General features: G+C 66.4%; 19 protein-coding genes. 11 read left to right on the forward strand and 8 right to left on the reverse strand.

All coding sequences use genetic code 11. The annotated features are described in order from the left end of the window. Window positions 1-184: 184 nt before the first annotated feature. The 3 genes from F466_RS0103005 to ccoS are packed head-to-tail and all read left to right on the forward strand — an operon-like array spanning window position 185 to window position 3,842. Window positions 185-1,012 carry a FixH family protein gene (locus F466_RS0103005; RefSeq protein WP_018138222.1) on the forward strand — a complete coding sequence of 276 codons (828 nt, stop codon included), beginning with the start codon at window positions 185-187 and terminating at the stop codon, window positions 1,010-1,012. A gap of 15 nt (window positions 1,013-1,027) precedes the next feature. After that, window positions 1,028-3,589, forward strand: coding sequence for a heavy metal translocating P-type ATPase (locus F466_RS0103010; RefSeq protein WP_018993415.1), 2,562 nt, complete (start codon window positions 1,028-1,030; stop codon window positions 3,587-3,589). 31 nt (window positions 3,590-3,620) lie between these two features. After that, a complete protein-coding gene (gene ccoS, locus F466_RS0103015) occupies window positions 3,621-3,842 on the forward strand; it encodes a cbb3-type cytochrome oxidase assembly protein CcoS (RefSeq protein ID WP_018138224.1) in 222 nt (73 codons plus the stop codon). Between the two features lie 291 nt (window positions 3,843-4,133). Here the strand turns inward: ccoS and rpoH are convergent, their stop codons facing one another. The 4 genes from rpoH to ftsY form a co-directional block, all read right to left on the reverse strand. Next, entirely contained in the window at window positions 4,134-5,003 is an 870-nt protein-coding gene (gene rpoH / locus F466_RS0103025; protein WP_018993416.1) for an RNA polymerase sigma factor RpoH, read from the reverse strand. A 103-nt stretch (window positions 5,004-5,106) separates the two neighbouring features. Beyond that, window positions 5,107-6,036, reverse strand: coding sequence for an ABC transporter permease (locus F466_RS0103030; RefSeq protein ID WP_018993417.1), 930 nt, complete (start codon window positions 6,034-6,036; stop codon window positions 5,107-5,109). Then, complete coding sequence (gene ftsE / locus F466_RS0103035) at window positions 6,033-6,704, reverse strand: cell division ATP-binding protein FtsE (protein ID WP_018138227.1); 672 nt, start codon at window positions 6,702-6,704, stop codon at window positions 6,033-6,035. The genes F466_RS0103030 and ftsE overlap by 4 nt, the downstream gene beginning before the upstream one ends. A 5-nt stretch (window positions 6,705-6,709) precedes the next feature. Beyond that, entirely contained in the window at window positions 6,710-7,753 is a 1,044-nt protein-coding gene (gene ftsY / locus F466_RS0103040; protein ID WP_018993418.1) for a signal recognition particle-docking protein FtsY, read from the reverse strand. Between the two features lie 89 nt (window positions 7,754-7,842). Here ftsY and F466_RS0103045 point away from each other — a divergent pair, with 89 nt between their 5' ends. From F466_RS0103045 to F466_RS0103065, 5 genes are all read left to right on the forward strand, one after another. Further along, the gene (locus F466_RS0103045) at window positions 7,843-9,231 is read left to right on the forward strand and encodes a pitrilysin family protein (protein ID WP_018993419.1); all 1,389 of its coding nucleotides are present in this window, start codon (window positions 7,843-7,845) and stop codon (window positions 9,229-9,231) included. Further along, window positions 9,231-10,565, forward strand: a complete 1,335-nt coding sequence (locus tag F466_RS0103050; protein ID WP_018993420.1) for a pitrilysin family protein — start codon at window positions 9,231-9,233, stop codon at window positions 10,563-10,565. Before F466_RS0103045 ends, F466_RS0103050 begins: the two co-directional genes overlap by 1 nt. A gap of 28 nt (window positions 10,566-10,593) precedes the next feature. Then, window positions 10,594-11,160 carry a 16S rRNA (guanine(966)-N(2))-methyltransferase RsmD gene (rsmD, locus tag F466_RS0103055; RefSeq protein WP_255349442.1) on the forward strand — a complete coding sequence of 189 codons (567 nt, stop codon included), beginning with the start codon at window positions 10,594-10,596 and terminating at the stop codon, window positions 11,158-11,160. Window positions 11,161-11,343: 183 nt separating this feature from the next. After that, window positions 11,344-12,969: a BCCT family transporter gene (locus F466_RS0103060; RefSeq protein ID WP_018138232.1), complete on the forward strand. Its 1,626-nt coding sequence runs from the start codon at window positions 11,344-11,346 to the stop codon at window positions 12,967-12,969. Between the two features lie 9 nt (window positions 12,970-12,978). Then, entirely contained in the window at window positions 12,979-13,860 is an 882-nt protein-coding gene (locus F466_RS0103065) for an NAD(P)-dependent oxidoreductase (RefSeq protein ID WP_018993422.1), read from the forward strand. Between the two features lie 4 nt (window positions 13,861-13,864). Here F466_RS0103065 and F466_RS0103070 read toward each other — a convergent pair whose 3' ends face one another. The 3 genes from F466_RS0103070 to purH all read right to left on the reverse strand — a co-directional run bounded on the left by F466_RS0103070 (window position 13,865) and on the right by purH (window position 19,541). Continuing rightward, complete coding sequence (locus F466_RS0103070) at window positions 13,865-16,351, reverse strand: glycogen/starch/alpha-glucan phosphorylase (RefSeq protein ID WP_018649169.1); 2,487 nt, start codon at window positions 16,349-16,351, stop codon at window positions 13,865-13,867. A 326-nt stretch (window positions 16,352-16,677) separates the two neighbouring features. Continuing rightward, window positions 16,678-17,967 (reverse strand): phosphoribosylamine--glycine ligase, encoded by a 1,290-nt coding sequence (purD, locus tag F466_RS0103075; protein ID WP_018993423.1) that lies wholly within the window; start codon window positions 17,965-17,967, stop codon window positions 16,678-16,680. Window positions 17,968-17,975: 8 nt separating this feature from the next. Next, window positions 17,976-19,541, reverse strand: a complete 1,566-nt coding sequence (gene purH / locus F466_RS0103080; protein ID WP_018993424.1) for a bifunctional phosphoribosylaminoimidazolecarboxamide formyltransferase/IMP cyclohydrolase — start codon at window positions 19,539-19,541, stop codon at window positions 17,976-17,978. 496 nt (window positions 19,542-20,037) lie between these two features. Here purH and F466_RS0103085 point away from each other — a divergent pair, with 496 nt between their 5' ends. Next, complete coding sequence (locus tag F466_RS0103085; protein WP_018175153.1) at window positions 20,038-20,856, forward strand: class I SAM-dependent methyltransferase; 819 nt, start codon at window positions 20,038-20,040, stop codon at window positions 20,854-20,856. Continuing rightward, entirely contained in the window at window positions 20,853-21,701 is an 849-nt protein-coding gene (locus tag F466_RS0103090; protein WP_018175154.1) for a methyltransferase domain-containing protein, read from the forward strand. Before F466_RS0103085 ends, F466_RS0103090 begins: the two co-directional genes overlap by 4 nt. 25 nt (window positions 21,702-21,726) lie before the next feature. Here F466_RS0103090 and F466_RS0103095 read toward each other — a convergent pair whose 3' ends face one another. Continuing rightward, window positions 21,727-22,467, reverse strand: a complete 741-nt coding sequence (locus F466_RS0103095) for an arginyltransferase (protein WP_018175155.1) — start codon at window positions 22,465-22,467, stop codon at window positions 21,727-21,729. Window positions 22,468-22,618: 151 nt separating this feature from the next. On the opposite strand from F466_RS0103095, the gene metH reads away from it, so the two are divergent. Next, complete coding sequence (gene metH / locus F466_RS0103100; protein WP_018993425.1) at window positions 22,619-26,410, forward strand: methionine synthase; 3,792 nt, start codon at window positions 22,619-22,621, stop codon at window positions 26,408-26,410. The last annotated feature ends 10 nt before the right edge of the window (window positions 26,411-26,420 follow it).

The raw sequence follows: 26,420 nt of genomic DNA on the forward strand, positions 1-26,420 counted from the left end.
AAGCAAGCTGCAAATCCCTTTGCTCGTGCAAAGGCCGAAAGACGGTGAAGCGCCGCGTGCGGCTCTGAAAGCCAGGACGGCTTTATTGAGCGCTTTTATAAGATACGACAATCCGGCTGGCGAAACTGGCGCGCCGCCAACCGAGTGATACCCTGCTGCGCCGGAACGACACGATGAAGACATCATGAGCAATCTCGTCATCTCCCTTGGACTGGGCAGCGCCGCGCTCGCGCTGCTGTTTGCGCTGATCTACAAGTTCACCCGTCTGCGCGCCTACAACACGGCCGCCGTGGTGGTGGCGATCATGCTGTTCGTGTTCATCCCGACCTCCATCCTCACCTGGCAGGGCGCGGATGTGTTCGCGATCCATCTCGCGCTGTACATCATCGTACCCTACGGGCTGGGCATCATCCTCACCCAGAAGGAGGCGGAAGCCGAGGACGGACAGAAGGGATCGTTCAGCCTGCACTGGGCGCCGCTGGTGATTGTCGGCTTTTTTACGATCATCGCGTCGGTCCAGGCGGTCCTGATCACGCTCGCCCACAACGGCATGCCGGAGCGCTTTATCGGCACCCTGCTGCCCGAGCCCGAGACGCCGGCCGAGCGCGTGACCTCGGCCTTCCCCGGGACGGTCGGCGGCATCCAGGAGCGCGACGAGGCCCTCGCCGTGCACCGCATGACGCGGCTCCAGGAACAGCGCGAACTGGGCTGGCAGGTGCGCCAGGGCTGGGTGGAAACCCCGGTCGAAGGGGAGAGCGCCACCTTCCAGGTGGAAGTCCTGGATGCCGAGGGGCGTCCGATCTCCGATGCCGATATCAGTGGCCTGTTCATGTGGGTCGCCGACGAACGCCGCGACCAGGCCTTCGAGATGCAGTCGATCGGTGAAGGGCTCTATCAGGTCGAGCTGTCACTGCCATCGCCGGGGCGCTGGGACCTGCGCTTCCATATCGAACACGACGGCCAGCTGGTCGAACAGCAGGCGCGCACCCGCGTTCGCGGCCAGTCCAGCTAATCTCGCCGACCGCCGGTGAGCGGATCACGCCCCGAGCCCGATTCCACGGCCACGCCCGCTGACACGGGTGGTGGCTGTTTTCACTGTGGTCTGCCGATTCCGGGCGGTGCGCATTACCCGGTCCTGTTCGAGGGACGCGAGCAGTCAACCTGCTGTCCCGGCTGCCAGGCCGTCGCCGGCGCGATCATCGAGCGCGGCCTGGGCGCTTACTATCACCATCGTCCGGCGCCGCCCGGGCAGGCCGGCGAACCCCTGGTCCCCGACGAGCTGCGGGAGCTCGAACTCTTCGATACCGAGGCCGTCCAGCGCTCGTTCGTGACACCGGCATCAGACGCCGCCACCAGCGGCGGCCCCCGGCTCGAGGCCGCACTGATCCTCGAGGGGATCACCTGCGCCGCCTGCGTCTGGTTGAACGAGCGCCATGTGCAGTCCCTGCCGGGCGTGATCGCCTTCAGCATCAACTACTCGACCCATCGCGCCCGCCTGGTCTGGGACCCGGAGCGCATCGCCCTGTCCGCGATCCTCAAGGCGATCCGCGATATCGGTTACCACGCCCACCCGTACGATCCGGGCACCCGCGAGAAGGCGATCGCCCGCGAACGCGGTGTGGCGCTGCGCCGGATCGGGGTGGCCGCGCTCGGCATGATGCAGGTGATGATGCTGGCCCTGGCCATCTGGCTGGGCGAGGACGACGCCCAGCACGCCGACCTGATGCAGTTCATGCGCTGGGTGGCAGCGGCCCTGACTACCCCTGTGGTCTTCTACTCGGCTATCCCGTTCTACCAGAGCGCATGGCGCGATCTGCGCCAGCGAAGGCTCGGCATGGATGTTCCGGTGAGCCTGGCGATCATCGTGACCTACGTGGCCAGTCTTTACGCGGTCCTGCTCGGGACCGGCGAGCATGTCTACTTCGAGTCGGTCGTCATGTTTGTCTTCTTCCTGCTGACCAGTCGCTACCTCGAGTTGATCGCGCGACAGCATGCGAGCCAGGCCATCGATCGCCTGGATCGACTGGTGCCGGCCCTGGCCCATCGACTGGATGCCGGCGGCCAGGAGGAGCCCGTGGCCCTTGGCGACCTGAGCCCCGGCGACCGTGTACGCGTCCGGCCCGGAGAGTCGGTCCCGGCCGATGGCGTGGTCGCCCAAGGGCGTTCCACCATTAACCGTGCCTTGCTGACTGGCGAACCGGATCCCGAGCCGGTTGCCGCGGGCGACGCAGTCGTGGGCGGCACCGTCAATGTCGATGGGCCGCTGGTCGTGGAGGTCCGCCGCGTCGGCGCCGAGACCACGCTGGCCGCGATCCAGCGCCTGCTCGATCGCGCGCAGAGCGAGAAACCCCGGATCGCCCGTCTCGCCGAGACCGGGACCGGCTGGTTTGTCGGGGCGGTCCTGCTCCTGACCGCCCTCGCAGGCCTCGTCTGGTATGCCTGGATCGACCCCAGCCGGGCGCTGTGGGTGATGGTGGCGATGCTGGTCGCCACCTGTCCCTGCGCATTGGCGCTGGCAACACCCGTCGCGCTCACCGCGACCACGGGCACGCTGTCACGCCTGGGGCTCCTGGTAACGCGCGGCCGCACCCTGGAGGCCCTGGCGCGTGTCGATACCGTCTGCCTGGACAAGACGGGCACCCTGACCGAGGGCCGCCCGCGCCTCGTGGCACAGCAGGATCATGTGGCGCCGCCACCAGGGCAGGACTGGCGCACGTGGGCCGCGGCGCTGGAGGCCCATTCGGAACACCCTCTATCGCGGGCCTTCCGTGAGGCCGTGCCCGCCCCCGGCGTGGCTGCCCGGGCCGTCCATAACGAGCCGGGCAGTGGACTGGTCGGCCAGATTGACGGGCGCGAGGTGGCGATCGGGGGGCGCGGAATGCTGTCGCAAGCGGACCCTCCGGCCGCCGAGGCCCCGGCGGATAGTCCGTTCGCCTCGCCGGTCTGGCTGGTGGTGGATGGTCAGCCGGTTGCGACCTTCTGGCTCGCCGACACGCCACGACCCGAGGCGGCCGAGACGGTCGCGACGCTGCGCGCGCGCGGGCTCGAGGTGATACTCCTGACCGGCGACCGTCCGGAGGCGGGGCAGCGCTTCGCTGAGCACCTGGGTATCGACCGGTTCCATGGCGGCCTGACGCCGGAGGACAAGCTGCGCCATGTACGCGACCTCCAGGCTGAGGGCCGCACCGTGCTGATGGCCGGGGAGGGAATCAACGACGCGCCGGTGCTCGCGGGGGCGGATGTCTCCCTGGCCATGGGTGGTGGTACCCGTCTGGCGCAGACCCAGGCCGATCTCGTGCTAACTTCCGACCGCCTGGATCGGTTGCCGGAAGCATTGGATCAGGCCCGCCGCACGACGCGAATCGTGCGCCAGAACATTGCCTGGGCCATCGGCTACAATGCAGTCGCCCTGCCGTTTGCCGCTGCCGGCCTGCTCACGCCCTGGCTGGCCGCGTTGGGGATGTCGATGAGTTCCCTGCTGGTGGTGGGCAATGCCCTGCGTCTGCGTCCGGGGCGCGACCGTGTGGCCGCTCCGCGCGAGCACGCCAGTCGTGCGCCTGCCGAGGCGTCTGCCTCGCCCCCGGGTTGAGGCTCGGCGCAGGACGAGTAGACTGGTCGCCATGTCGATTCTTTACCTGTTGATCCCGCTGGCGATGCTGTTTGCCCTGGTCGTGGGGATGGTCCTGCTGTGGGCGATACGGTCGGGTCAGTACGATGACCTCGAGGGTCCGGCGCACCGTATCCTGATGGATGACGATGATCCGCGGATCCCGACTACCGAAGACGACGAGAAGGACCAGACTTCCAGGGAGACGCAGCGACCGGAAGACCGACCGCGCTGATCCGGAAACTTGCGCCGGGGCCTCCTGCCGCTTAACCTTTACCCATTCTTAAATCGATGTGTGTTGAGGGCTTTGGCTATGCGTGAGTGGTTTACCTTTGCGAACTTCCCGTTGACGTTCACTGCCGCCCTGATCATCTGGTCCTGGATCAGCTTCTTCTCGGTGATCCTGTTCGGCGGCTGAGCCAGGGATTCCCGTGCGCCGCGTGAGCGGCGCCGGAAGCCATCAAAAAGGCCCCGATCGCATAAGCGGTCGGGGCCTTTTTCGTTGGGGGGTTGCCTAGGTAGCGAATCAGTCGGCGAACGCGGTGCGGATGCGCTTGATCGCGTTGTTCTCGATCTGTCGGATGCGCTCGGCGGAGACGCCATACTCGGCCGCCAGTTCATGCAACGTCGCTTTGGGCTCGCTCATGTAGCGGCGCGCCAGGATGTCGCGGGAGCGTTCGTCCAGCTCGCCCAGAGTGCTTGCCAGCCGCTCCTGGTAATGGCGGTCCCAGTCCTCGTCCTCGGCCACCTGCGCCGGGTCGTCGCTCATGTCCTCGAGGCTCAGCCGCTGGGCCGGGGCCAGGTAGCTGTGCTCGTCGTCGCTATCGGGCGCGGGATCAAAGCTCGCGTCCTGACTGGACAGGCGCCGTTCCATCTCCCAGACGTCATTCTCGGATACCCCGAGGTCCCTGGCGACCGCCGAGACCTCGTCGTTCGACATCCAGCCGAGGCGCTGCTTGGCGCTGCGCAGGTTGAAGAACAGCTTGCGCTGCGCCTTGGTCGTCGCCACCTTCACAATGCGCCAGTTGCGCAGGATGAACTCGTGGATCTCGGCGCGGATCCAGTGCACCGCGAACGAGACCAGGCGCACCCCCTGGTTCGGGTCGAAGCGCCGCACGGCCTTCATCAGGCCGACATTACCTTCCTGGATCAGGTCGCCCAGGGGCAGGCCGTAGCCCTGGTAGCCGCGGGCCACATGCACGACGAAGCGCAGGTTGTGCAGGATCAGCTGGCGCGCCGCATCCAGGTCGCTGCGTTCTTGCAGCGACCGGGCGAGTTCGCGCTCGTGTTCCGGGTCCAGAACCTCGATCCGGCTGACCGCCTGCATGTAATGGTCCAGGTTCCCGACGGGAACGGGCAGGTCTGCATGCACGGTTGCCAGGGCCTTGCTGCTCATCGTGATGGATGCCTCCTGAGAATAAAGATAGAGATTAGCACTCGTGTCAGTAGAGTGCTAAACCCGCTGAAAGTTCCGGGAGTTATTGTTGTTTCGCATGCGCTCAAGGCGCGTCGCGCAGCGCGTGGCCGCTGCCCAGTCGGGCGCCCAGCCAGCCCAGTATCAGGCCCGCCACGATCAGGCCCAGCAGATCCCCGGCATGCGGCAGGCGCAGGGTGAACTCCAGGTCGAATGCGGCAGCCGCCTCGGTCAGCGGTTCGCGACTCAGCGCGACCCCCACCAGCAGCAGGATAACGCTGAAGACACCCCCACCGAACCCGGTCAGCACACCCCCGTAGAGCGACGGGCGGCGCAGAAACCGGTGGGTGGCGCCACTGATGCGCGAGATCGCGATTTCTTCCTGGCGCTCGCGCAGTTCCGAGGCGGTGGCGAGCGCCAGGATCAGTACGGCGCCGAGCCCCAGCAGCGCGGCAACCACGGACAGGATGCGCAGGCCCAGCTCGTGCAGGCTGTTGAGTTGGCGCACCCACTCGTCGTCGGCGACTACCCCGGCCTCGGGCGCCAACGCCCGCAGGTCGTCACGCAACGCCGCCACCGTATCCGGCTGGGTGCTGGCGGGAACGACGTCAATCACGTCCGGTAACGGGTTGTCCTCCAGCCAGTCGAGCAGTTCCGGGTCCGGCAGGCTGTCGCGGTAGGCACCCAGTGCGGTGTCGGCGTCGATGCGCTCCCAGCGAGCGACACGTTCGTCATCGTCCAGCGCATCCTCGAGCCGCCCGGCCGTCTCTTCGTCGACATGATCGAGATAGAGCGCGATGCGCGGGTCGTGGTCGACATGCGCCGACAGGGCGCGCGCGTTGTCCAGCAGGACCCAGAGATAGGCAGGGAGCGCGAGGATGAAGCCCAGTACCGCGATGGTGATCAGGCTCAGGACCGGGGCCTGCAGTCGCCGGCCAAGACTGCGCCGGGCGGCATCGCGGTGGCTGTCCAGCCAGGCCGGTAGGGCATCAATCAGGCGGCGCCCGGGTCTCATGCGCTCGCCCCGCCGCGAGCCTCGATGCGGCCATTTTCCAGGTGCAGCACCGGTTTGCCCATGCGGCCGATCAGTTCCTGGTCATGGCTCGCGATCAGGGCGGTCATGCCGACGCGGTTGAAGTCGTCGAACAGCGCGAGGATCTCCTCCGAAAGGGCCGGGTCCAGGTTGCCGGTCGGCTCGTCCGCAAGCAGCAGTACCGGCCGGTGCACGATGGCCCGGGCGATGCCGACGCGTTGCTGCTCCCCTGCGGACAGGGTGCGCGGGTTGACCGTCTCCTTGTGCAGCAACCCGACCTTGTCCAGCGCCGCGCGCACCCGCTTGCGCATCTCCGGGCGACGGTAGGCCAGGATCTCCAGCGGCAGGGCGACGTTGTCGAACACGGGGCGGTCGAACAGCAGGCGATGGTCCTGGAAGACCAGGCCGATGCTGCGGCGAAAGCGCGGGATGGCCCGAGCCGACAGGCGGTCCAGTTCGTGCCCGTTCACGCGGATGCGGCCGCGGGTCGGGCGTTCCAGACCGGCGATCAGGCGCAGCAGCGTACTCTTGCCGGCCCCGGACGGGCCGGTGACAAAGGCCATCGCGCCGGCATCCACGCGCAGGCTGACATTGGACAGCGCATCGGCCGCGCTGCCAAAGCGCTTGGTTACGCGCTGCAACTGGATCATGCCGGCTAGTTTTCCTCGCGACCCAGCAGTGCCCGGACGAACGCGCGGGCATCAAAGCGCTGCAGGTCTTCGGCCTTCTCGCCCACGCCGATAAAGCGCACCGGTACCCCCAGTTGCTCGGCCAGCGCGAACAGAACGCCGCCCTTGGCGGTACCGTCCAGCTTGGTGACCACGATCCCGGTCAGCCCCAGGGCCTCGTGGAACTGCCGTGCCTGGCTCAGCGCGTTCTGGCCGGTGCCGCCGTCGACCACCAGCAGCACCTCGTCCGGGGCGCTTTCGTCCAGCCGGCCCATCACGCGCTTCACCTTGCGCACTTCGTCCATCAGGTTGGTCTGGGTGTGCAGGCGTCCGGCGGTATCGGCGATCAGGATATCGGTCTTGCGCGCTTGGGCGGCCTGGAGGCCGTCGTAGACCACGGAGGCCGAGTCGGCCCCGGTCCCCTGGGCGATTACCGGGACGCCATTGCGTTCCCCCCAGGTCTGCAGCTGTTCCACCGCGGCCGCGCGGAAGGTGTCGCCTGCGGCCAGCAGCACCGAGCGGCCCTCGTCCTTGAAGCGATGCGCCAGTTTGCCGATCGTGGTGGTCTTGCCAGCACCGTTGATGCCGACCACCAGGATCGAAAACGGCCGCTCGGCCTGCGGGATATCCAGCGGCCGCGAGACCGGTTCCAGGATCTCCACCATCGCGGTCTCGAGCGCGTCCATCAGCGCGTCGGCGTTGTCCAGCTCGCGCCGTTTTACCTCGCGGGTGATACGATCCATGATCCGCTGGGTCGCATCCAGGCCGACATCGGCCAGGAGCAGGCGCTCTTCCAGTTCCTCGAACAGCTCGTCGTCGATCTTGCGCCGGAACAGGCTCTTGAGGTCGCCGCCGAGGGCCTGGCCGGTCTTGGCCAGGCCCTGGCGCAGGCGCTGGAACCAGCCGCCACGGGCCGGTTGCGCGTCGGGTTCCGGCTCGGGCGCCGCCGCGGTTTCCGGCGGGGCCTCCGGCGTGGTATCCGGGCTGGGCGTGGCGGATTCTTCGGATTTCTTCTTGCGGAAACCGAACATGTTTCAGGTGGTCCAGTAGAAAGTGTTCATGCTAGCACGGGGATCGTATTGCAATGCGTAGAGCAGTGCTCGGAAGTCTCGTTGGATGGATGGCCGTCTGGCTGATCAGTGCCAGTGTCGTGGCCGGGGAACTGGAGATCGAATCGGATGTGGTGGAGGCCACGCTCGACAACGGTCTGACCGTGCTGGTCCTGGAGGACCGGCGCGCACCGGTGGTGGCCAACATGGTCTGGTATCGCGTCGGCTCCGCCGATGAACACAGCGGCATCACCGGTATCTCGCACATGCTGGAACACATGATGTTCCGCGGTTCGGAGAAGTACGAGCCGGGCGAGTTCTCGCGGATCGTTGCGCGCCTGGGCGGGCGCGAGAACGCCTTTACCGGGCGCGACTATACCGGCTACCACCAGGTGATCGGCTCCGACCACTGGGAGACCGTGATGGCCATGGAGGCCGAGCGCATGCGGCACCTGAAGCTGCAGGAAGACGAGTTCCGTCCGGAGCTGCGGGTCGTGCAGGAGGAGCGGCGCCTGCGTGTGGAGGATCAGCCGAATTCTCTGCTGCGCGAGCAGTTGATGGCGACGGCCTTCTTCAACCACCCGTACGGCCAGCCCGTGATCGGCTGGATGACCGACATCGAGGCCTACACCCTGGAAGATCTGCAGGACTGGTATGACCGCTACTACCACCCCAGCAACGTAGTGGTCGTCGTCGTCGGCGATGTCGATGCCGACGAGGTCATCGCGGCTGCCGAGAAGCACTTCGGTGCCATCCCCAGCGGCAATGTGCCCGAGGCCAAGCCGCGCCGGGAGACCCCGCAGGCCGGGGAACGCCGGATTACGGTGCAGGCCCCGGCCCAGGTCCCGTTTCTGATGATGGGCTGGAAGACCCCGGTGCTGAATACACTGGACTCGCACGAGGACGCCTACGCCCTGCTGGTGGCCGCCGGGATCCTGGATTCGGGCGAGGCCTCGCGCTTCGCGCGCGAGCTGGTCCGGGGGCAGGAGCTGGCGAGCGCCACCTCGGCGCGCTACAGCCCGTTCGCGAGGCTGGACGATCTGTTCATGGTCGCCGCCGTGCCGACCTCGGACACGGATGTCGAGACCCTGGAGCAGGCCCTGCTGGACGAGATCGATCGCCTGGCCGAGGAACCCGTGGATGACCGAGAGCTGGAACGCGTGCAGGCGCGGGTGATCGCCTCGGAGGTCTTTGAACGCGATTCCGTGCGTGCCCAGGCCTTCCAGCTGGGCATGCTCGAGACCGTTGGCGTTGGCTGGCGGGAGAACGATCGTTTCCTGGAGCGGGTACGCGAGGTGACGGCCGAGGATGTCCAGCGCGTGGTGCGCGAGTACCTGGTGCCCGAGCGGCGCACGGTCGGGATCCTCGACCCGCAGCCGATGGATGACGAAGAGGCCCCGGCACCCGGGCCTTACGGCGCCCCGGATCTCGATGGCGGCTATCCGGAGGGGGATCACTAATGCTGCACGCACTCAAGAAACTCTCGCGTCGTTCCCGGTTGGCGGCGCTGGCCCTGGTCCCGCTGACCCTGCTGGTGATGCCGGTGCAGGCGGTGGAGATTGATCGCTGGGAAACCGACGAGGGTCTGCGCGTCCTGTATGTCGAGGCGCCGGACCTGCCGATGGTGGATCTGCGCCTGACCTTCGATGGTGGCGCGGCGCGCGACGGTGATCTACCCGGGCTGGCGATGATGACCTCCCGTGGTCTGCGCCACGGCACCGAGGACATGGATGCCTCCGAACTGGCCGAACGCTTCGAGTCGGTCGGCGCCCGCTTCGGTACCAGCTCCCTGCGGGATATGGCGATCGTCAGCCTGCGCACCCTGACCGAGCCGGACTGGATGGAGACGTCGGTCGGCACCCTGGCCGACGTGCTGTCCGCCCCTGCCTTCCCCGAGGGCGATTTCGAGCGCAGTCGCCGACAGGCCCTGCAGTCCCTGCAGCGCGAGCGCCAGGAACCGGCCGTGGTGGCCAGCCGGCGATTCTACGAACTGATGTATGAAGACCACCCCTATGGCAGCTGGCCGGGCGGCGAGGTCGATACGCTGGAGGCGATGACGCGCGATGATGCCCGGGCCTTCTTCGAGCGTCACTACGCGGCGGGGAACGGCTCGCTGGCGATCACCGGCGGGGTAAGCCGCGAGCAGGCCGAGGAGCTGGCCGCCCGGATCTCGGCCGCGCTGCCCCGTGGCGATGCAGTTGACCCGTTGCCGCCGGTGCCAATGCGCGAGGAGCCGGTGGAGGAGCGCATCGCGTTCCCGTCGGAGCAGGCGCACATCTTCATGGGGGCCCCGGCCCTGCGCCGCGGCGACGAGGCGCACTTCGCTCTGACGCTGGCCAATCATGCCCTGGGCGGGGGCGGATTTACCTCGCGCCTGTTCCAGGAGGTGCGCAGCGCCCGCGGGCTGGCCTACTCGGTGCACAGCCGCTTCCAGCCGATGGCGGTCGAAGGCCCGTTCGTGATCAATATGCAGACGGGCGTGGACCAGACGGACGAGGCCGTGGAGGTCCTGCGCGAGCAGGTCCTGCGCTGGCACGCCGAGGGGGTGGACCCTGAAGAGATGGAGGCCTCGCGCGAGAACGTGATCAACTCGTTCCCCTTGTCGCTGGCCTCCAACAGCGACATCGTCAGCCTGCTCGGCATGATCGGTTTCTACGGACTCTCCGATGACTATCTGGAGCGCTATGTCGAGCGCATGCAAGCGGTGGAGCTGGAGACTATGAACAACCAGCTGGCCGACCGTCTCAACCCTGAGGCCCTGGTCACGGTCATTGTCGGTGGCCAGGAAGACTAGGCGCGGCCCGCCAGGGCGCAGCGCGCGTATCCGCATCATTGGGGGTGCCTGGCGCCGCCAGTGGTTGCCGGTGCCGTCCGTCGGGGGGCTGCGTCCGACCGCGGATGCCCAGCGCGAGACCCTGTTCAACTGGCTGCAGCCGCAGCTGCCGGGGGCGCGAGTGCTGGACCTGTACGCCGGCACGGGTGCCCTGGGGTTCGAGGCCGCCTCGCGGGGCGCGCGCCAAGTCTGGCTGGTCGAGCGCGACGCGCGGGCGGCGGCCCAGCTCGAGGCCAACCGTGAACGCCTGGGGGCCACCCAGGTGCATATCCGGTGCGATGATGTGGCCCGTTTGCTGGGCCAGCCCCCGGAGGGCGGCCCCTTCGATGTCGTGTTTCTCGACCCTCCTTTTGGTCAGGGCCGGGTGGCCCCGACGCTCGCCGCGCTGGCCGCCCAGGGCTGGTTGAGCCCCGGTGCACGCGTCTACGCGGAACTGGAGTCGGAGGTCGACCCGGGCTTCGTGGAGGAGGGGGGGTGGGCGATCGAGCGCGAACGCGTGTGCGGGCAGGCGCGCGGCCTCCTGCTCACACGCAGCGGCGGCGAGGACGACCCGTGAAGTGTTTTGCAGTTTGCCGGGGCATTGGCTACGGTAGGAACGTCGTCCGCCGGCCCTGTTTCGCCGGCTGAGCGCGTCCCCGAACGTCAGGCGCACGGGAAGGCTCGGGATGCAAGGTCCCGAGATGTGCACCAACACGCCGGTGCGGCGTTTGAACGCAACACAAGAATAGGGGAGCCAAGCATGGAAGAACCGTCTTCAAGCCCGGGGCTGAACCAGACCCGGATCGCCGGCTTCGGCATCATTTGCAGCCCGGTGTTCTGGATCTCCAGTGCCGTGATCGCGGCATTCGTCCTGTTCGGGGCGATCTTCCCGGACACGGCGGAGCGCATCTTCGAGAAGCTGCAGACCGGTATCTCCGAGTATCTCGGCTGGTACTACGTGCTGGTCGTGACGGTCTTCCTGGTCTTTTCCGTGTACCTGATGTTCTCGCGCTACGGGGGCATACGGCTCGGAGACCAGTTCGAGGCGCCGCGTTTCAGCTACGCCGCGTGGTTCGCGATGCTCTTCTCCGCAGGCATGGGGATCGGGCTGCTGTTCTGGAGCATTGCCGAGCCGATGTACCACTACCTGGATCCGCCGCATGCCGATGGCGAGACCAGCGCGGCCGCGGCCGAAGCGATGCGTTACACCTTCTTCCACTGGGGGCTGCATGCCTGGGCGATCTACATCGTCGTTGGGCTGTCGCTGGCCTACTATGCCTACCGGCATAACCTGCCCCTGCTGATTCGCTCCTCGCTTTATCCGTTCATCGGGGACCGCATCTATGGCCCCTGGGGGCACCTGATCGACATCGTGGCCCTGTTCGGGACCATGTTCGGGGTGGCCACCTCGCTGGGCCTCGGGGTCATGCAGATCAACTCGGGTCTGAACTACGTGTTCGGGATCGAGGAATCCACGGCCATGCAGATCATCCTGGTCGCGATCATTACTCTGATCGCAGTGGGCTCGGTCGCCCTCGGGGTAGATCGCGGCATCAAACGGCTTTCCAATTTCAATATCGGGCTGGCGGTGATCCTGCTCGCGCTGTTGCTGATCATGGGGCCGACACTGTTCATCCTGCGCTTGCTGGTGGAGTCGACCGGTGTTTACGTGCAGCACCTGCCCGAGATGAGTCTGTGGGCCGATACCATCGACGAGACTGGCTGGGCCACCGCCTGGACCATCTTCTATTGGGGCTGGTGGATCTCCTGGGCCCCGTATGTCGGCATGTTCATCGCCCGTGTCTCGCGCGGGCGCACGATCCGTGAATTCGTGGCCGGCGTGCTGCTGGCGCCGACGGCCGCCGCCTTCGTCTGGCTTTCGGTGTTCGGCGGTACCGCGATGGGCTACGAGGTGGGTGGCGTGGCCAATATCTCCGGCGCGGTCGAGGAGAGCGTGTCCACCGCGTTGTTCGCGACGATCGAGGCGATGCCGCTGTGGGACTGGCTGGCGGTGCTGGCCATGGCCGCGGCCACGGTGCTGATCGTGACCTTCTTCGTCACCTCCTCGGACTCCGGCTCGCTGGTAATCGACACCCTGGCCTCGGGTGATGTGCGCAACCCGACCGTGACCCAGCGGGTCTACTGGGCGATCCTTGAGGGGATCGTGGCGTCGATCCTGTTGCTGGCGGGGGGGCTTGCCGCCCTGCAGGCAGCGGCGATCAGCGTCGGCCTGCCGTTCTCGGTGGTGATGCTCGTGATGGTGGTCGGGCTGTGGAAGAGCCTGCATTCCACCGAGGCCGTGACGCCCACCAAGTACCAGAAAGAGGCGCCACCGCCGCATACCCTGCTGGGGTATACGGAGGACCTGGACGACAAGATCAAGTAGGAGGTCACTATGGCTGCGTCCCGCGTGGCGCTGCTGGGCTGCGGGCTCATGGGGCAACCCATGGGCCTGCGTCTTTTGCGCGCCGGTTTTTCCGTCGAGGCCTACAACCGCACCCCGGAGCGTGCCAGCGACCTGGCCAGCGAGGGGGTAACGGTACACACCGAGCCGGCGGCGGCCGTCGCCGGAGCCGATACCCTGGTGCTGATGCTCTCGGATGCCGCCGCGATCCAGGCGGTGCTGAGGGCGTTGCCGGAAGGCGCGCTGAACGGGCGTTGCGTGATCCAGATGGCGACGATCCTGCCGGCCGAGAGCCGCCAGCTGGCCGAGCACCTGCGCCGCTCTGCGGCCTGTTATGTCGAGGCGCCAGTACTGGGGTCGATCCCGGAAGCGCGCGAGGGCCGCTTGCTGGTCATGGCCGGCGCCGATACGGAGGCGGATTTCGATCGCGCGCGTCCGGTCCTCGCGGCGCTGGGCGAGAACCCGCGGCATGTCGGTCCGGTGGGGCAGGGCGCGGCCCTGAAGCTCGCATTCAACCAGCTGATCGCCAGTCTGACCGCCGCCTTTTCCCTGAGCCTGGGGCTGGTCCGCCGTGAAGGGGCGAACGTTGATACCTTCATGGATATCCTGCGCGAGTCGGCGCTGTATGCGCCGACCTTCGACAAGAAGCTCGACAAGATGCTCTCCGGTGACTTCGGTACGGCGAACTTCCCGGTCAAGCACCTGCTGAAGGACGTGCGCCTGGCCGAGCGCGCCGCAGAGGACGCGCAACTGATCGGCCCGTGGCTCCCACTGCTGGCGGAGCTACTGGAGCAGGCGCAGGATCGCGGGCTGGCGAACGCCGACTACTCCGCGATCTACAGCGCGATCGCCCCCGAGCCCTCGGCACACTGACCCGTCAAGCGGCCCCGTTGGTCTTGGAGGGGGCAACCGGCTCCGGGGTGACGTCCCAGATCTGGTTGGCGTAGTCGCGCACCGTGCGGTCGATGGAGAAAAAGCCCATGCGAGCGACATTGTGGATCGCCGCCTCGGCCCAGGCGGCCGGGTCCGCGTACAGGGCATCGGCCCGATCACAGGCCTCCGCGTAGGCCGAGTAGTCGGCCAGTACGAAGAACGGATCGTCTTCGCGCAGGTAGCGCCCCAGTTCGCGGTGGGTATCCGCGTCGTTGCAGGTAAAGAACCCCGACTCGATCATGTCCACCGCGGCTGCCAGGTCGGGTGTGCGCTTCAGGATGGCGGATGGTTGTTCGCCACGGGCGCGGTGCTCGACCACTTCTTCGGCGGTCATCCCGAAGATGAAGACGTTCTCGTCGCCAACCGCATCGCGGATCTCGATGTTGGCGCCATCCAGCGTGCCGATGGTCAGGGCCCCGTTCAGCGCCAGTTTCATGTTGCCGGTGCCGGAGGCCTCGAAGCCGGCGGTGGAGATCTGCTCGGAGATGTCCGCGGCCGGGATGATGATGCTGGCGGAGCTGACCTCGTAGTTCGGGAAGAACACGCACTTCAGGCGATCGCCAACGGCCGGGTCGTGGTTCACGATGTCGGCCACCTCGTTGATCACCTGGATGATCGCCTTGGCGCGGGCGTAGCCCGGTGCGGCCTTGCCGCCGAACAGCACCACGCGCGGCGGGATGTCTTCGCCGGCGCGGATGCGACGGTAGAGGTCCACTACGTGCAGCAGCTTCAGCAGCTGGCGCTTGTACTCGTGGATGCGCTTCACCTGAACGTCAAACAGCACGTCCGGGTTCAGCTCCACGCCGGTGCGTTCGCGCACAAGGTCCGCGAGCCGGGCCTTGTTGGCGCGCTTCACCGCCATGAATTCGCGCTGCAATTCCGGATCGGTGGCGTAGGGTTCCAGTGCGCGCAGGCGCTCCAGGTCGTATTGCCAGTCGTTGCCGATACGTCGGCCCAGGAGCTCGGTCAGGGCCGGGTTGGACTGGATCATCCACAGCCGTGGCGTCACGCCGTTGGTTACGTTGACGAAGCGTTCCGGCCAGAGCTCAAAGAACTCCTCGAACAGGGTCTCCTGCAGCAGGCGCGTATGCAGTGCGGCGACGCCATTGATGTGGTGCGAGCCGACCACCGCCAGGTGCGCCATGCGGACCCGGCGCTCGCCTTCCTCGTCGATGATCGACAGGCGCGCCAGGCGGTCGTTGTCCCCCGGGTAGCGATGCCGGACCTCTTCCAGGAACTCGTGGTTGATCTGGTAGATGATGCCCATGTGGCGCGGCAGCACGTGCTGCATCAGCGGGACCGACCAGGTTTCCAGCGCCTCGGGCATTAGGGTGTGGTTGGTATAGGCAAAGGTCCGCCGGGTCAGATCCCAGGCGCGATCCCAGGGCACTTCGTGGTGGTCGACCAGCAGCCGCATCAGTTCGGCCACGGCGATCGCGGGGTGGGTGTCGTTCAGCTGGATCGCCGCCTTGTCCGGCAGGGCATCCAGCGGGTAGCCCAGCCCCAGGTGGCGTTCGAGGGCGTCCTGTAGCGAGGCAGAAACAAAGAAGTACTCCTGCTTCAGGCGCAGTTCCTTGCCGATCGCGGTGGCGTCGTTCGGGTACAGCACCATGGAGATGGTCTCGGACTCGTTCTTGTCCGCGACCGCCCGGATGTAATCCCCTTCGTTGAAGTAGCGCAGGTCGAAGTCGCGGGTCGCCTTGGCGGCCCACAGGCGCAGGTTGTTCACGTTGCGCCGCCCGTAGCCCGCGGTCGGATAGTCGTAGGCCATGGCCAGGACTTCCTCGCCATCTTCCCAGGTGTAACGGGTCTCGCCGTTCGGATGATGGTGCTCGACCACGTAGCCGTAGAAGTGGATCGAGTACTTGCGATCCGAGCGCGGGAACTCCCAGGGGTTGCCGTAACGCAGCCAGTTGTCCGGGTGTTCGACCTGGCGGTGGGGCTCGAACTCCTGGCGGAACATGCCGTACTCGTAGCGGATGCCATAGCCATAGCCGGGATAGCCCTGGGTGGCCAGTGACTCCAGGATGCAGGCCGCGAGTCGACCGAGGCCGCCGTTGCCCAGGGCCGCGTCGTCCTCGAGATCCACGATCTGGTCGAGATCCACGCCGAGGTCACTCATTGCCTGGCGCGCCTCGTCGAGGATGCCCATATTGCGCAGATTCGCCTCGAGCATGCGCCCGATCAGGTACTCCATCGACAGGTAGTAGACGCGCTTGACGTCTTCTTCGGCGAACTGGCGGCGGGTCAGCAGGCGGCGTTCCACCATGCGCTCGCGGATGGCGAAGGCCAGGGCCTCGAGCCAGTCGCGGTGGGTGGCTTTGCGCGGGTCTTCACCCACCACGCGGACGATGGCATCGCGAATCGATTGCCGCAGGCCCTCCACGTCATTGGGGAGGTGAGGCAGGTGCGTTACTTCGGGGGCGGCCATCAGATGGTCTCCAGAACTAGGGAAACACGGATCAATGTACACGCTCGCGCTCGAGTCGCTTTTGCGTGCGAACAAGGCGCGGTGACTGCCGTGCAGTCATTCTGCACAAGGGAGCCGCAACGCCGTGCGCGCGCCCGTTTCTGATAACAACGGGCGGCCGGGCCCCTTCGGGGTTGGCACCCCAGGTTCCCCGATCCTGCGTTGCGCCGCTTGCGGGTAGAACCCCTACCCGCTGCACGACGCGCCTGGCCTCGGAAAACCTGGGGTACCAACGCGAGCGTGTACATTAATCAGTGTTTCCCTGGGGTGTGGGCCGCCGCCTTGGGTTACCCCTCGCGGGCGACGGCGCGATAGCCGATATCTGTCCGGCAGTATATATCCTCGAAGTGGATCCGGTGCACGGCCTCGTAGGCCTTTTTTTGGGCGGATCTCACGTCCCTTCCAAGGCCCACGACGCAAAGCACGCGGCCCCCGGCGGTCACGACCGCGCCATCTTCGCGCGTTGCGGTCCCGGCATGAAATACGTAGGCCTCGGGGTCATTCTCCACCGCTTCGAGCCCGGTGATCGCGTCGCCCTTGCGGTAGGCGCTCGGGTATCCTCCGGCGGCCAGTACCACGCCGAGGGCGACGCGGGCATCCCAGTGTGCTTCGATCTGGTCCAGGCGCCCGTCCAGCGCGGCCTCGACCAGATCGGTTAGGTCCGACTCCAGGCGACTCAGGATCGGCTGGGTCTCCGGGTCACCGAAACGGCAGTTGAACTCCAGCACCTTCGGGTTGCCCTCGGCGTCGATCATCACGCCGGCATACAGGAAGCCGGTATAGCGTTCGCCGTCTTCGGCCATGCCGCGCACGGTCGGTTCGATGACCTCGCGCAGGATGCGCGCGTGCAGTTCGTCCGTGACCACCGGGGCCGGGGAGTAGGCGCCCATGCCGCCGGTGTTCGGGCCCTGGTCGCCGTCGTCGCGCGCCTTGTGGTCCTGCGAGGAGGCCAGCGGCAGTACATGCTCGCCGTCCACCATACAGATGAAGCTCGCCTCCTCGCCGCGCAGGAACTCCTCGATCACCACACGATGGCCCGCCTCGCCAAAGGCGTTGCCGGCCAGCATGTCGCGTACCGCGGCGCTGGCCTCGTCCTCGGTCTGCGCCAGGATCACGCCCTTGCCGGCGGCCAGGCCGTCGGCCTTGACCACGATCGGGGCCCCGTGGGACTTGATGAAATCCAGCGCGGCCGCCTCGTCCTCGAAGCTGCCGTAGGCGGCGGTGGGGATGCCGTGGCGTTGCATGAAGTCCTTGGCGAAGCTCTTGGAGCCCTCGAGCTGCGCGGCCTTTGCCGAGGGACCGAAGCAGCGCCGTCCGGCGGAGCGGAAGGCGTCTACCACCCCGGCAACCAGGGGCGCCTCCGGGCCGACCACGGTAAAGGCGATGTCTTCGCGCTCGGCCAGGGCCAGCAGGCCGTCGATGTCGGTGACGTCCACCGCGTGGTTCTCGCACTTGTCCGTGCGCGCGGTGCCGGCATTGCCGGGGGCGACCAGCACGCGCTGCACGCGCGGGGACTGGGCCAGTTTCCAGGCCAGGGCATGCTCGCGGCCGCCGTTGCCAATAACGAGTACGTTCATCACGGACCTCAGTGGCGGAAGTGGCGCATGCCGGTGAACAGCATCGCGATGTCGTGTTCGTTGGCGGCGGCGATCACCTCGTCGTCGCGCATCGAGCCGCCCGGCTGGATCACGGCGGTGATGCCGGCCTCGGCGGCCGCATCGATGCCGTCGCGGAACGGGAAGAAGGCGTCCGAGGCCATCACCGAGCCGGCCACCTGCAGGCCCTCGTCGGCCGCCTTGATGCCGGCGATGCGCGCGGAATACACCCGGCTCATCTGGCCGGCGCCCACCCCGATGGTCTGTTCGTCACGCGCATAGACGATGGCATTCGACTTCACGTACTTCGCGACCTGCCAGGCAAAGCACAGGTCCCGGGTCTCCTGCTCGGAGGGGGCCCGCGCGGTCACGGTCTTCAGCTCCACATCCGCGAGCGAGCCGCGGTCGGCATCCTGTACCAGCAGGCCGCCGCCGATGCGCTTGAAGTCGAGGCCCGGGGCGGCCGCCGCGGGCGGGATCTCCAGTACCCGGACGTTTTTCTTGGTAGCGAGGGCGCGCAGTGCACCCGGGGTGATCTCCGGGGCGATCACGACCTCCACGAACTGGCGGCTGACGATCGCATGCGCGGTGTCGCCGTCCAGCGGGCGGTTGAAGGCGATGATGCCGCCGAAGGCCGAGGTGGGGTCGGTCTGGAAGGCGCGTTCGTAGGCCATCAGCTGGGTCGGGGCGACGGCCACGCCGCAGGGGTTCGCGTGTTTCACGATCACGCAGGCCCCGGCCTCGAACTGGCGCACGCATTCCCAGGCCGCGTCGGCATCGGCCAGGTTGTTGTAGGACAGGGACTTGCCCTGGTGCTGGCGGTAGCTGGCCAGCGAGCCGGGTGCCGGTGCGGGATCGCGATAGAACGCGGCGCGCTGGTGCGGGTTCTCGCCGTAGCGCAGCGCCTCGACACGCTCGAAGGTGGCATTAAGCTGGCCCGGGAAGGGTTCCGCCTCGCCGTCCTCGTCCAGCGCCGAGAGGTAGTTGCTGATCGCCGCGTCATAGCGGGCGACATGGTCGAAGGCCGCCACCGACAGGCGAAAGCGCAGGGGCGCCGGGACCTCGCCGTGCTCGGTCAGGGTATCGACGATGGCGCCGTACTGGTCCGGGCTGGTGGCGACGGCCACGTCGCGATAGTTCTTGGCCGCCGCGCGCAGCATCGCCGGCCCGCCGATGTCGATGTTTTCGATCGCCTCCTCCAGCGTGCAGCCGGGCCGCGCGACCGTCGCCTCGAACGGATAGAGGTTCACGACCAGCAGGTCGATCGGCGGGATGTCCTGCTCGACCATCACGTCGGCGTCGATATCGCGCCGCCCGAGCAGCCCGCCGTGGATGCGCGGGTGCAGGGTCTTCACCCGGCCATCCATGATTTCGGGGAAGCCTGTGTGCTGCGAGACTTCGGTAACCGGCAGGCCTTCCTCGGCCAGCAGGCGGGCGGTGCCGCCGGTGGACAGGAGTTCGACGCCCCGTTCGTGCAGGGCGCGCGCGAGCTCGGCTACGCCGGTCTTTTCGGATACGGATAACAGGGCGCGGCGGACGGGGCGGCTGGCGGTCATTCGGGGGCCTCTGGGAAAGGATCAAAAGCCCCCATTATAGCGAAGCTCGTCGGGAGGGGTGGTCCGTGTTCGAGGCCCCCGTGGCGGCCGTTCGCTCGTACTTTTGCGCAAAACAACTTGTAATTTTTGTGCAAAACCTTCAGGGTATTAAAACGATTTCGGAACCAAATCGCCCGCGACCCGACGCGTTGCGAGGCGCCGTTACCGTTTCCCCGAACCAGGCGGGTGGGCCCGCCAGACCACGGTTCGGCATCCGGGCCCGATTGCCCTTCCGGATGCGAGGGAAAACCGGCCTAGGCCGGCCGCAGGCGCTGCCCGACAACGCGCTTGCGGGAGAGGACGCCTGATCGCCGGGCGCAGTCAGCCCGGTCCGGATCATCGTCGATGTGCCGCCCGAGCGAGGTGCGCGACGGCGTCCGGTGGGCTTGGTTCCGGCGGTCCGGCCGAAGGTCGGCTGGACCGCGTGAATAACGCAGTACAGCCAAGAGGAATCAGCATGTCCGCGAACATCAAGAATGATCAGGATTTCGGCGAGAAGCCGACCGAACGTCGCGATACCGAGAACTATCTCAACGAATACACCACCGGTTTTGTCGACAAGTGGGACGACCTGATCGATTGGGATAACCGTGCCAAGAGCGAAGGCACCTTCTTCATCGAAGAGCTGAAAAAGCGTGGAGCCAAACGCGTGCTGGATGTGGCGGCCGGGACTGGCTTCCATTCTGTGCAGCTGCGTGAGGCCGGTTTCGATGTGGTGACCGCCGATGGTGCCCCGGAGATGCTGGCCAAGGCCTTCGAAAACGGTCGCAAGCGGGGTCACATCCTGCGCACCGTGCAGGCCGACTGGCGCATGCTGAACCGCGACATCTACGGCCGCTACGACGCGGTGGTCTGCCTGGGTAACTCCTTTACCCACCTGTTCAACGAACACGACCGCCGCAAGGCCCTGGCCGAGTTCTACTCCGCCCTGAACCACGATGGCGTGCTGATCCTCGATCAGCGCAACTACGACACCATCATGGATCACGGCTACTCGTCCAAGCATACGTACTACTACTGCGGCGACGACGTCCAGGTGCAGCCGGCGCATGTGGATGAGGGGCTGGCCCGCTTCCAGTACCGCTTCCCGGATGGCTCCGAGTACTTCCTGAACATGTTCCCGCTGCGCAAGGCCTATGTGCGTCGCCTGATGCGCGAGGTCGGCTTCCAGCAGATCGAGACCTACGGCGATTTCCAGGAAACCTACCGCGAGACGGATCCGGACTTCTTCATTCACGTCGCCGACAAGCGTTACATCGAGGACGAGAACCGATGAGCAACCAGTATTCCGACGTCGTCGAGACGGCGCGCGACTACTACAACAGCGAAGACGCCGATACCTTCTACAAGCTGGTGTGGGGTGGCGAAGACCTGCACATCGGCATGTACGAGTACCAGGGTGAGCCGATCGGTGACGCCAGCCGGCGCACCGTCGCCCATATGTCCGACCTGCTCGGCGAGCCGCAGCCGGAATGGCGCGTGCTCGACATGGGTGCCGGGTATGGCGGCGTGGCCCGCTACCTGGTCGAGAACTACGGCTGTGACGTGACCGCGCTCAATCTCTCCGAGAAGGAGAACGAGCGTGATCGCGAGATCAACAAGGCGCGTCATCTCGACCACAAGATCACCGTGGTCGACGGCTCCTTCGAGAAGGTCGACGAGCCGGATGCCTCCTACGATGTCGTCTGGTCGGAGGACTCGTTCCTGCACAGCCAGAACGACAAGAAAAAGGAAGTGATCAAGGAGGCCGCGCGCGTGTTGAAGCCGGGTGGCTGGCTGATCTTCACCGATCCGATGCAGACCGACAACTGCCCGGATGGCGTGCTCGATCCGATCCTGGCCCGCATCCACCTCGACTCGCTGGCCAGCCCCTCGCTTTATCGCGAGGCGGCCAAGGAAGCGGGGCTCTACGAGGTCAGCTTCGAGGAGCACTCCAACCAGATCGCGACGCATTATGGTCGTGTGAAGCAGGAACTGGAGTCGCGCGAAGAGGAGCTGCGTGGCTATATCTCCCAGGACTACATCGACCGCATGAAGCAGGGTCTGCAGCACTGGGTGGATGGCGGCCAGTCGGGTTATCTGACCTGGGGCATCTTCCGCTTCCGCAAGCCGGCCGAGTAAGTCGACCGGGGAGGGCTGGCGGCCGCTACGGGTGGGTCGTCAGCCGCTTCCAGACCCCGTTCACCCGGCCCTCGATGGGCCGGAAGCGGGTCTTGTAGGCCATCTTCGGGGCCTGGTCGATCCAGTACCCGAGATACACATGCGGCAGGCGCAGCCGCCGGGCATGCGCGATCTGCGTAAGCACGGCGAGGGTGCCCAGGCCGCGATCCGGGGTCTCCGGATCGAAAAAGCTGTACATGGCCGACAGCCCCTGTGGGGTGCGGTCGGTGAGCGCAACGGCCACCAGGTTGTGGTCCCGGCGGAATTCGAGGATATCCACCGGACCGTTGCGGTGGCTAAGCATGCCCGCGTAATCGTCGCGCCCCATGCGTTCCATGCCGCCGCCGGTATGGCGGTGGGCGAGATAGCGTGAGAACAGCGGCATGTGCTCGTCGAGATCCGCGCAGGGCGTATGCCCGGGCTGGTCCGGAGGGCGCGTAATTGTGACCGCGAGATCATGATTGCGTTTCAGGCAGCGGCGCTGACTGCGGCTGGGTGCGAAATCCGCAACCGGGATCCGCACCGGAACGCAGGCCGAGCACGTCGGGCAGTGGTGGCGATAGACGAACTGGCCGCTGCGGCGAAAGCCCTCGGCGAGCAGTTGCCCATAGCGCGCCCCGCCCAGGCTGACCGCGGGGTCGACCAGCAGGCTCTGCATCTCGCGGTCGTCCAGATAGGGACAGGCCTGTGGGGCCGTAACAAACCAACGGATCGGGTGCTCCTGCATACGGCTATCGTGACACGACTCGCGACGGGCGCAAAAGAGGAGACCGGGCCCGTACATCAATATCCGGAACACCGCCCCAAAGGCGGGTTCCCGCCGGGCCGGGACGCCCGGCCATGACCATGAATCCATTCAACACAATGGTGTACCGCACATGACGGCAACGCGAAACGACATCGAGAAAGCGCTGAAAGAGCGCATCCTGATTCTGGACGGCGGGATGGGCACGACCATCCAGCTGTACAAGCTGGAGGAGGCCGACTACCGCGGCGAGCGCTTCAAGGACTGGGAGTCCGATCTGAAGGGCAACAACGACCTGCTGTCGCTGACCCGTCCGGACATCATCGAGCAGATCCACAACGACTATCTCGAGGCCGGCGCCGACATCATCGAGGCCAACACCTTCAACGGTACCCGCATCGCGATGGCGGACTACCACATGGAGGACCTGGTCCCCGAGCTGAACCGCGAATCCGCGAAGCTCGCGCGCAAGGCCGCTGATGCCTGGACGGAGAAGACCCCGGACAAGCCGCGCTTTGTCGCCGGCATCCTCGGGCCGACCAACCGCACCGCGTCGATCTCGCCGGACGTGAACGACCCGGGTGCGCGTAACGTCGACTTCGACACCCTGGTCGATTCCTACAAGGAGGCTGCCGAGGCCCTGGTCGAGGGCGGCGTGGACCTGCTGCTGATCGAGACGGTGTTCGACACCCTGAACGCCAAGGCCGCGATCTTTGCGGTGAAGACCCTGGAAGACGAGCTCGGGAAGGAACTCCCGATCATGATCTCCGGGACGATCACCGACGCCTCCGGCCGTACTCTGTCCGGGCAGACCACCGAGGCCTTCTGGAACTCGGTGCGTCACGCGAACCCGGTCTCCATCGGCCTGAACTGCGCGCTGGGCGCGAAGGAAATGCGCCAGTACGTGGAAGAGCTGTCGCGCATCGCCGACACCCACGTGTCCGCGCACCCCAACGCCGGTCTGCCGAACGAGTTCGGTGACTACGACGAGTCCCCGGAGCAGATGGCCGAGGACGTCGGCCCCTGGGCCGAGCAGGGCATGCTGAACATCATCGGCGGCTGCTGCGGCACGCTGCCGGAGCACATCCGCGCGATGCGCGAGGCGGTCGAGAAGCACGCCCCGCGCAAGGTGCCGGAGATTGCCCCGGCCTGCCGCCTGTCGGGTCTCGAGCCGTGCAACATCACCGACGACTCGCTGTTCGTGAACGTCGGCGAGCGCACCAACGTGACCGGCTCGCGCAAGTTCCTGCGTCTGATCCAGAACGAGGAATTCGACGTCGCGCTGGAAGTCGCGCTGAACCAGGTCGAGGGCGGCGCCCAGATCATCGACATCAACATGGACGAGGGGATGCTGGAGTCTCAGGACGCGATGGTGCGCTTCCTGAACCTCCTGGCCGGCGAGCCGGACATCGCCCGCGTGCCGGTGATGATCGACTCCTCCAAGTTCGAGATCATCGAGGCCGGCCTGAAGTGTGTTCAGGGCAAGCCGGTGGTCAACTCGATCTCCATGAAGGAGGGCGAGGAAAACTTCATCAAGCAGGCCCAGCTGTGCCGTCGCTACGGCGCCGCGATCGTGGTCATGGCCTTCGACGAGGACGGCCAGGCCGATAACGAGGACCGCCGTGTCGAGATCTGCACCCGCGCCTACAAGCTGCTGACCGAGAAGGTCGGCTTCCCGGCCGAGGACATCATCTTCGACCCCAACATCTTCGCGGTCGCGACCGGGATCGAGGAGCACAACAACTACGGCGTGGACTTCATCGAGGCCACCCGTCGCATCAAGCAGGACCTGCCGCACGCGCTGGTCTCCGGCGGCGTGTCCAACGTGTCGTTCTCCTTCCGCGGCAACGAGCCGGTGCGCGAGGCGATCCACGCGGTGTTCCTGTACCACGCCATCAAGGCGGGTATGGACATGGGGATCGTCAACGCCGGCCAGCTGGCGGTCTACGACGACATCGATGAGAAGCTGAAGGAAGCGGTCGAGGACGTGGTCCTGAACCGTCGCGATGACGCGACCGAGCGGCTGCTTGACCTGTCCGAGGAGTACAAGGGCCAGGGCGGCGGCAAGAAGGAAGAGAACCTCGAGTGGCGTGAATGGGAAGTCACCAAGCGCCTCGAGCACTCCCTGGTCAAGGGCATCGACACCTACGTGGTCGAGGATACCGAAGAGGCACGCCAGCAGTACGACCGCCCGATCCAGGTGATCGAGGGCCCGCTGATGGACGGCATGAACGTGGTCGGCGACCTGTTTGGCGAGGGCAAGATGTTCCTGCCGCAGGTGGTCAAGTCCGCGCGCGTGATGAAGAAGGCCGTGGCCCACCTGATCCCGTACATCGAGGCCGAGAAGACCGGCACCGAGAACAACGGCAAGATCCTGATGGCCACGGTGAAGGGCGACGTCCACGACATCGGCAAGAACATCGTCGGCGTCGTGCTGCAGTGCAACAACTTCGAGGTCATCGACATCGGCGTGATGCAGCCGGGTGCCGAGATCCTGAAGGCCGCCAAGGAACACGATGTGGACGTCATCGGCCTGTCCGGCCTGATCACCCCGTCGCTGGAGGAGATGGCCAACTTCGCCGCCGATCTCGAGCGCGAAGGCATGACGACGCCGCTGATGATCGGGGGCGCGACCACCTCGCGCGCCCATACCGCGGTCAAGATCGAGCCGAACTACTCCGGCCCGGTGGTCTGGGTGAAGGACGCCTCGCGTGCCGTGGGCGTGGCCCAGAGCCTGATCAGCCCCGAACTGCGCGAGAACTACGCCGCCGAGATTCGCGAGGAATACGAAAAACTGCGCGTGCAGAACGCCGGGCGCAAGAAGAAGACCCAGTGGGTCACCCTGGAGAAGGCGCGTTCCAACAAGCCGCAGATCGACTGGTCGAGCTACACCCCGACCAAGCCGAAGGCGCTGGAGACCGACAAGCTGCCGGGCGAGCCGAAGCTGCTGCACCCGCATGGCGACGGCTCCGTGCTGCTGCGCTTCGATGACTTCGACCTGAACGAGGTGAAGAACTTCATCGACTGGACGCCGTTCTTCCACTCCTGGCAGCTGCACGCCGCCTACCCGCGCATCCTCGATGACGAGAAGGTGGGCGAAGAGGCGCGCAAGCTGTTCAAGGATGGCCAGGAGATGCTCGATCGCATGATCGAGGAGAAGTGGGTCACCCTGCGTGGTGTGGTCGGCTTCTTCCCGGCGAACACCGTTAATGACGACGACATCGAGGTCTATACCGACGAAAGCCGCTCGAAGGTGCTGAAGAAGCTGCACCACCTGCGTCAGCAGACCGAGAAGCGCCGCGGTCAGCCGAGCCACTCGCTGGCCGACTTCCTGATGCCGAAGGAGGCCGGTGGCCCGGACTACCTGGGTGCGTTTGCGGTCAGCGCCGGTGGCGATGTCGACGCGAAGGCCGAAGAATACGAGAAGGCCAACGACGACTATCACGCGATTCTCGTGAAGAGCCTGGCGGACCGCCTGGCCGAGGCCTTTGCCGAGTGCATGCACCAGTACGTGCGCAAGCACTACTGGGGCTATGTCCCGGACGAGGCGCTGCCGAACGAGGACCTGATCGACGAGAAGTACCAGGGCATTCGCCCGGCCCCGGGCTACCCGGCTTGCCCCGAGCACACTGAGAAGGGCACGCTCTGGGAGCTTCTGCAGCCCGAAGAGCACGCGGACATGACGCTCACCGAGAGCTACGCGATGCTGCCGGTCTCGGCCGTGTCCGGTTGGTACTTCGCCCATCCGGAGTCGCGCTACTTCGGTCTGGGCAAGGTCAACCGCGACCAGGTCGAGGACTACGCCAAGCGCAAGGGCATGTCGTTCGAAGATGCCGAGCGCTGGCTCGCGCCGAACATCGGCTACGACGACAGCGACGAGGCCAAGGCGGAAGCCAAGGCCGAGCGCGAGGCCCGGTCCGCCTGATCGGCTGCAA

Origin of the sequence: Thioalkalivibrio sp. ALgr1 (assembly GCF_000378285.1) — a bacterium.
Lineage (GTDB): Bacteria > Pseudomonadota > Gammaproteobacteria > Ectothiorhodospirales > Ectothiorhodospiraceae > Thioalkalivibrio.

Bases quoted from the DNA above. Each gene is read 5' to 3' on its own strand.
- F466_RS0103085 (WP_018175153.1), top strand. From the start codon at position 20,038: ATGTCCGCGAACATCAAGAATGATCAGGATTTCGGCGAGAAGCCGACC.
- ccoS (WP_018138224.1), top strand. From the start codon at position 3,621: ATGTCGATTCTTTACCTGTTGATCCCGCTGGCGATGCTGTTTGCCCTG.
- purD (WP_018993423.1), bottom strand. From the start codon at position 17,967: ATGAACGTACTCGTTATTGGCAACGGCGGCCGCGAGCATGCCCTGGCC.
- F466_RS0103045 (WP_018993419.1), top strand. From the start codon at position 7,843: ATGGCCGTCTGGCTGATCAGTGCCAGTGTCGTGGCCGGGGAACTGGAG.
- metH (WP_018993425.1), top strand. From the start codon at position 22,619: ATGACGGCAACGCGAAACGACATCGAGAAAGCGCTGAAAGAGCGCATC.
- ftsY (WP_018993418.1), bottom strand. From the start codon at position 7,753: ATGTTCGGTTTCCGCAAGAAGAAATCCGAAGAATCCGCCACGCCCAGC.
- rpoH (WP_018993416.1), bottom strand. From the start codon at position 5,003: ATGAGCAGCAAGGCCCTGGCAACCGTGCATGCAGACCTGCCCGTTCCC.
- F466_RS0103030 (WP_018993417.1), bottom strand. From the start codon at position 6,036: ATGAGACCCGGGCGCCGCCTGATTGATGCCCTACCGGCCTGGCTGGAC.
- F466_RS0103090 (WP_018175154.1), top strand. From the start codon at position 20,853: ATGAGCAACCAGTATTCCGACGTCGTCGAGACGGCGCGCGACTACTAC.
- F466_RS0103060 (WP_018138232.1), top strand. From the start codon at position 11,344: ATGGAAGAACCGTCTTCAAGCCCGGGGCTGAACCAGACCCGGATCGCC.
- ftsE (WP_018138227.1), bottom strand. From the start codon at position 6,704: ATGATCCAGTTGCAGCGCGTAACCAAGCGCTTTGGCAGCGCGGCCGAT.
- F466_RS0103070 (WP_018649169.1), bottom strand. From the start codon at position 16,351: ATGGCCGCCCCCGAAGTAACGCACCTGCCTCACCTCCCCAATGACGTG.
- F466_RS0103065 (WP_018993422.1), top strand. From the start codon at position 12,979: ATGGCTGCGTCCCGCGTGGCGCTGCTGGGCTGCGGGCTCATGGGGCAA.
- F466_RS0103050 (WP_018993420.1), top strand. From the start codon at position 9,231: ATGCTGCACGCACTCAAGAAACTCTCGCGTCGTTCCCGGTTGGCGGCG.
- purH (WP_018993424.1), bottom strand. From the start codon at position 19,541: ATGACCGCCAGCCGCCCCGTCCGCCGCGCCCTGTTATCCGTATCCGAA.
- F466_RS0103095 (WP_018175155.1), bottom strand. From the start codon at position 22,467: ATGCAGGAGCACCCGATCCGTTGGTTTGTTACGGCCCCACAGGCCTGT.
- F466_RS0103005 (WP_018138222.1), top strand. From the start codon at position 185: ATGAGCAATCTCGTCATCTCCCTTGGACTGGGCAGCGCCGCGCTCGCG.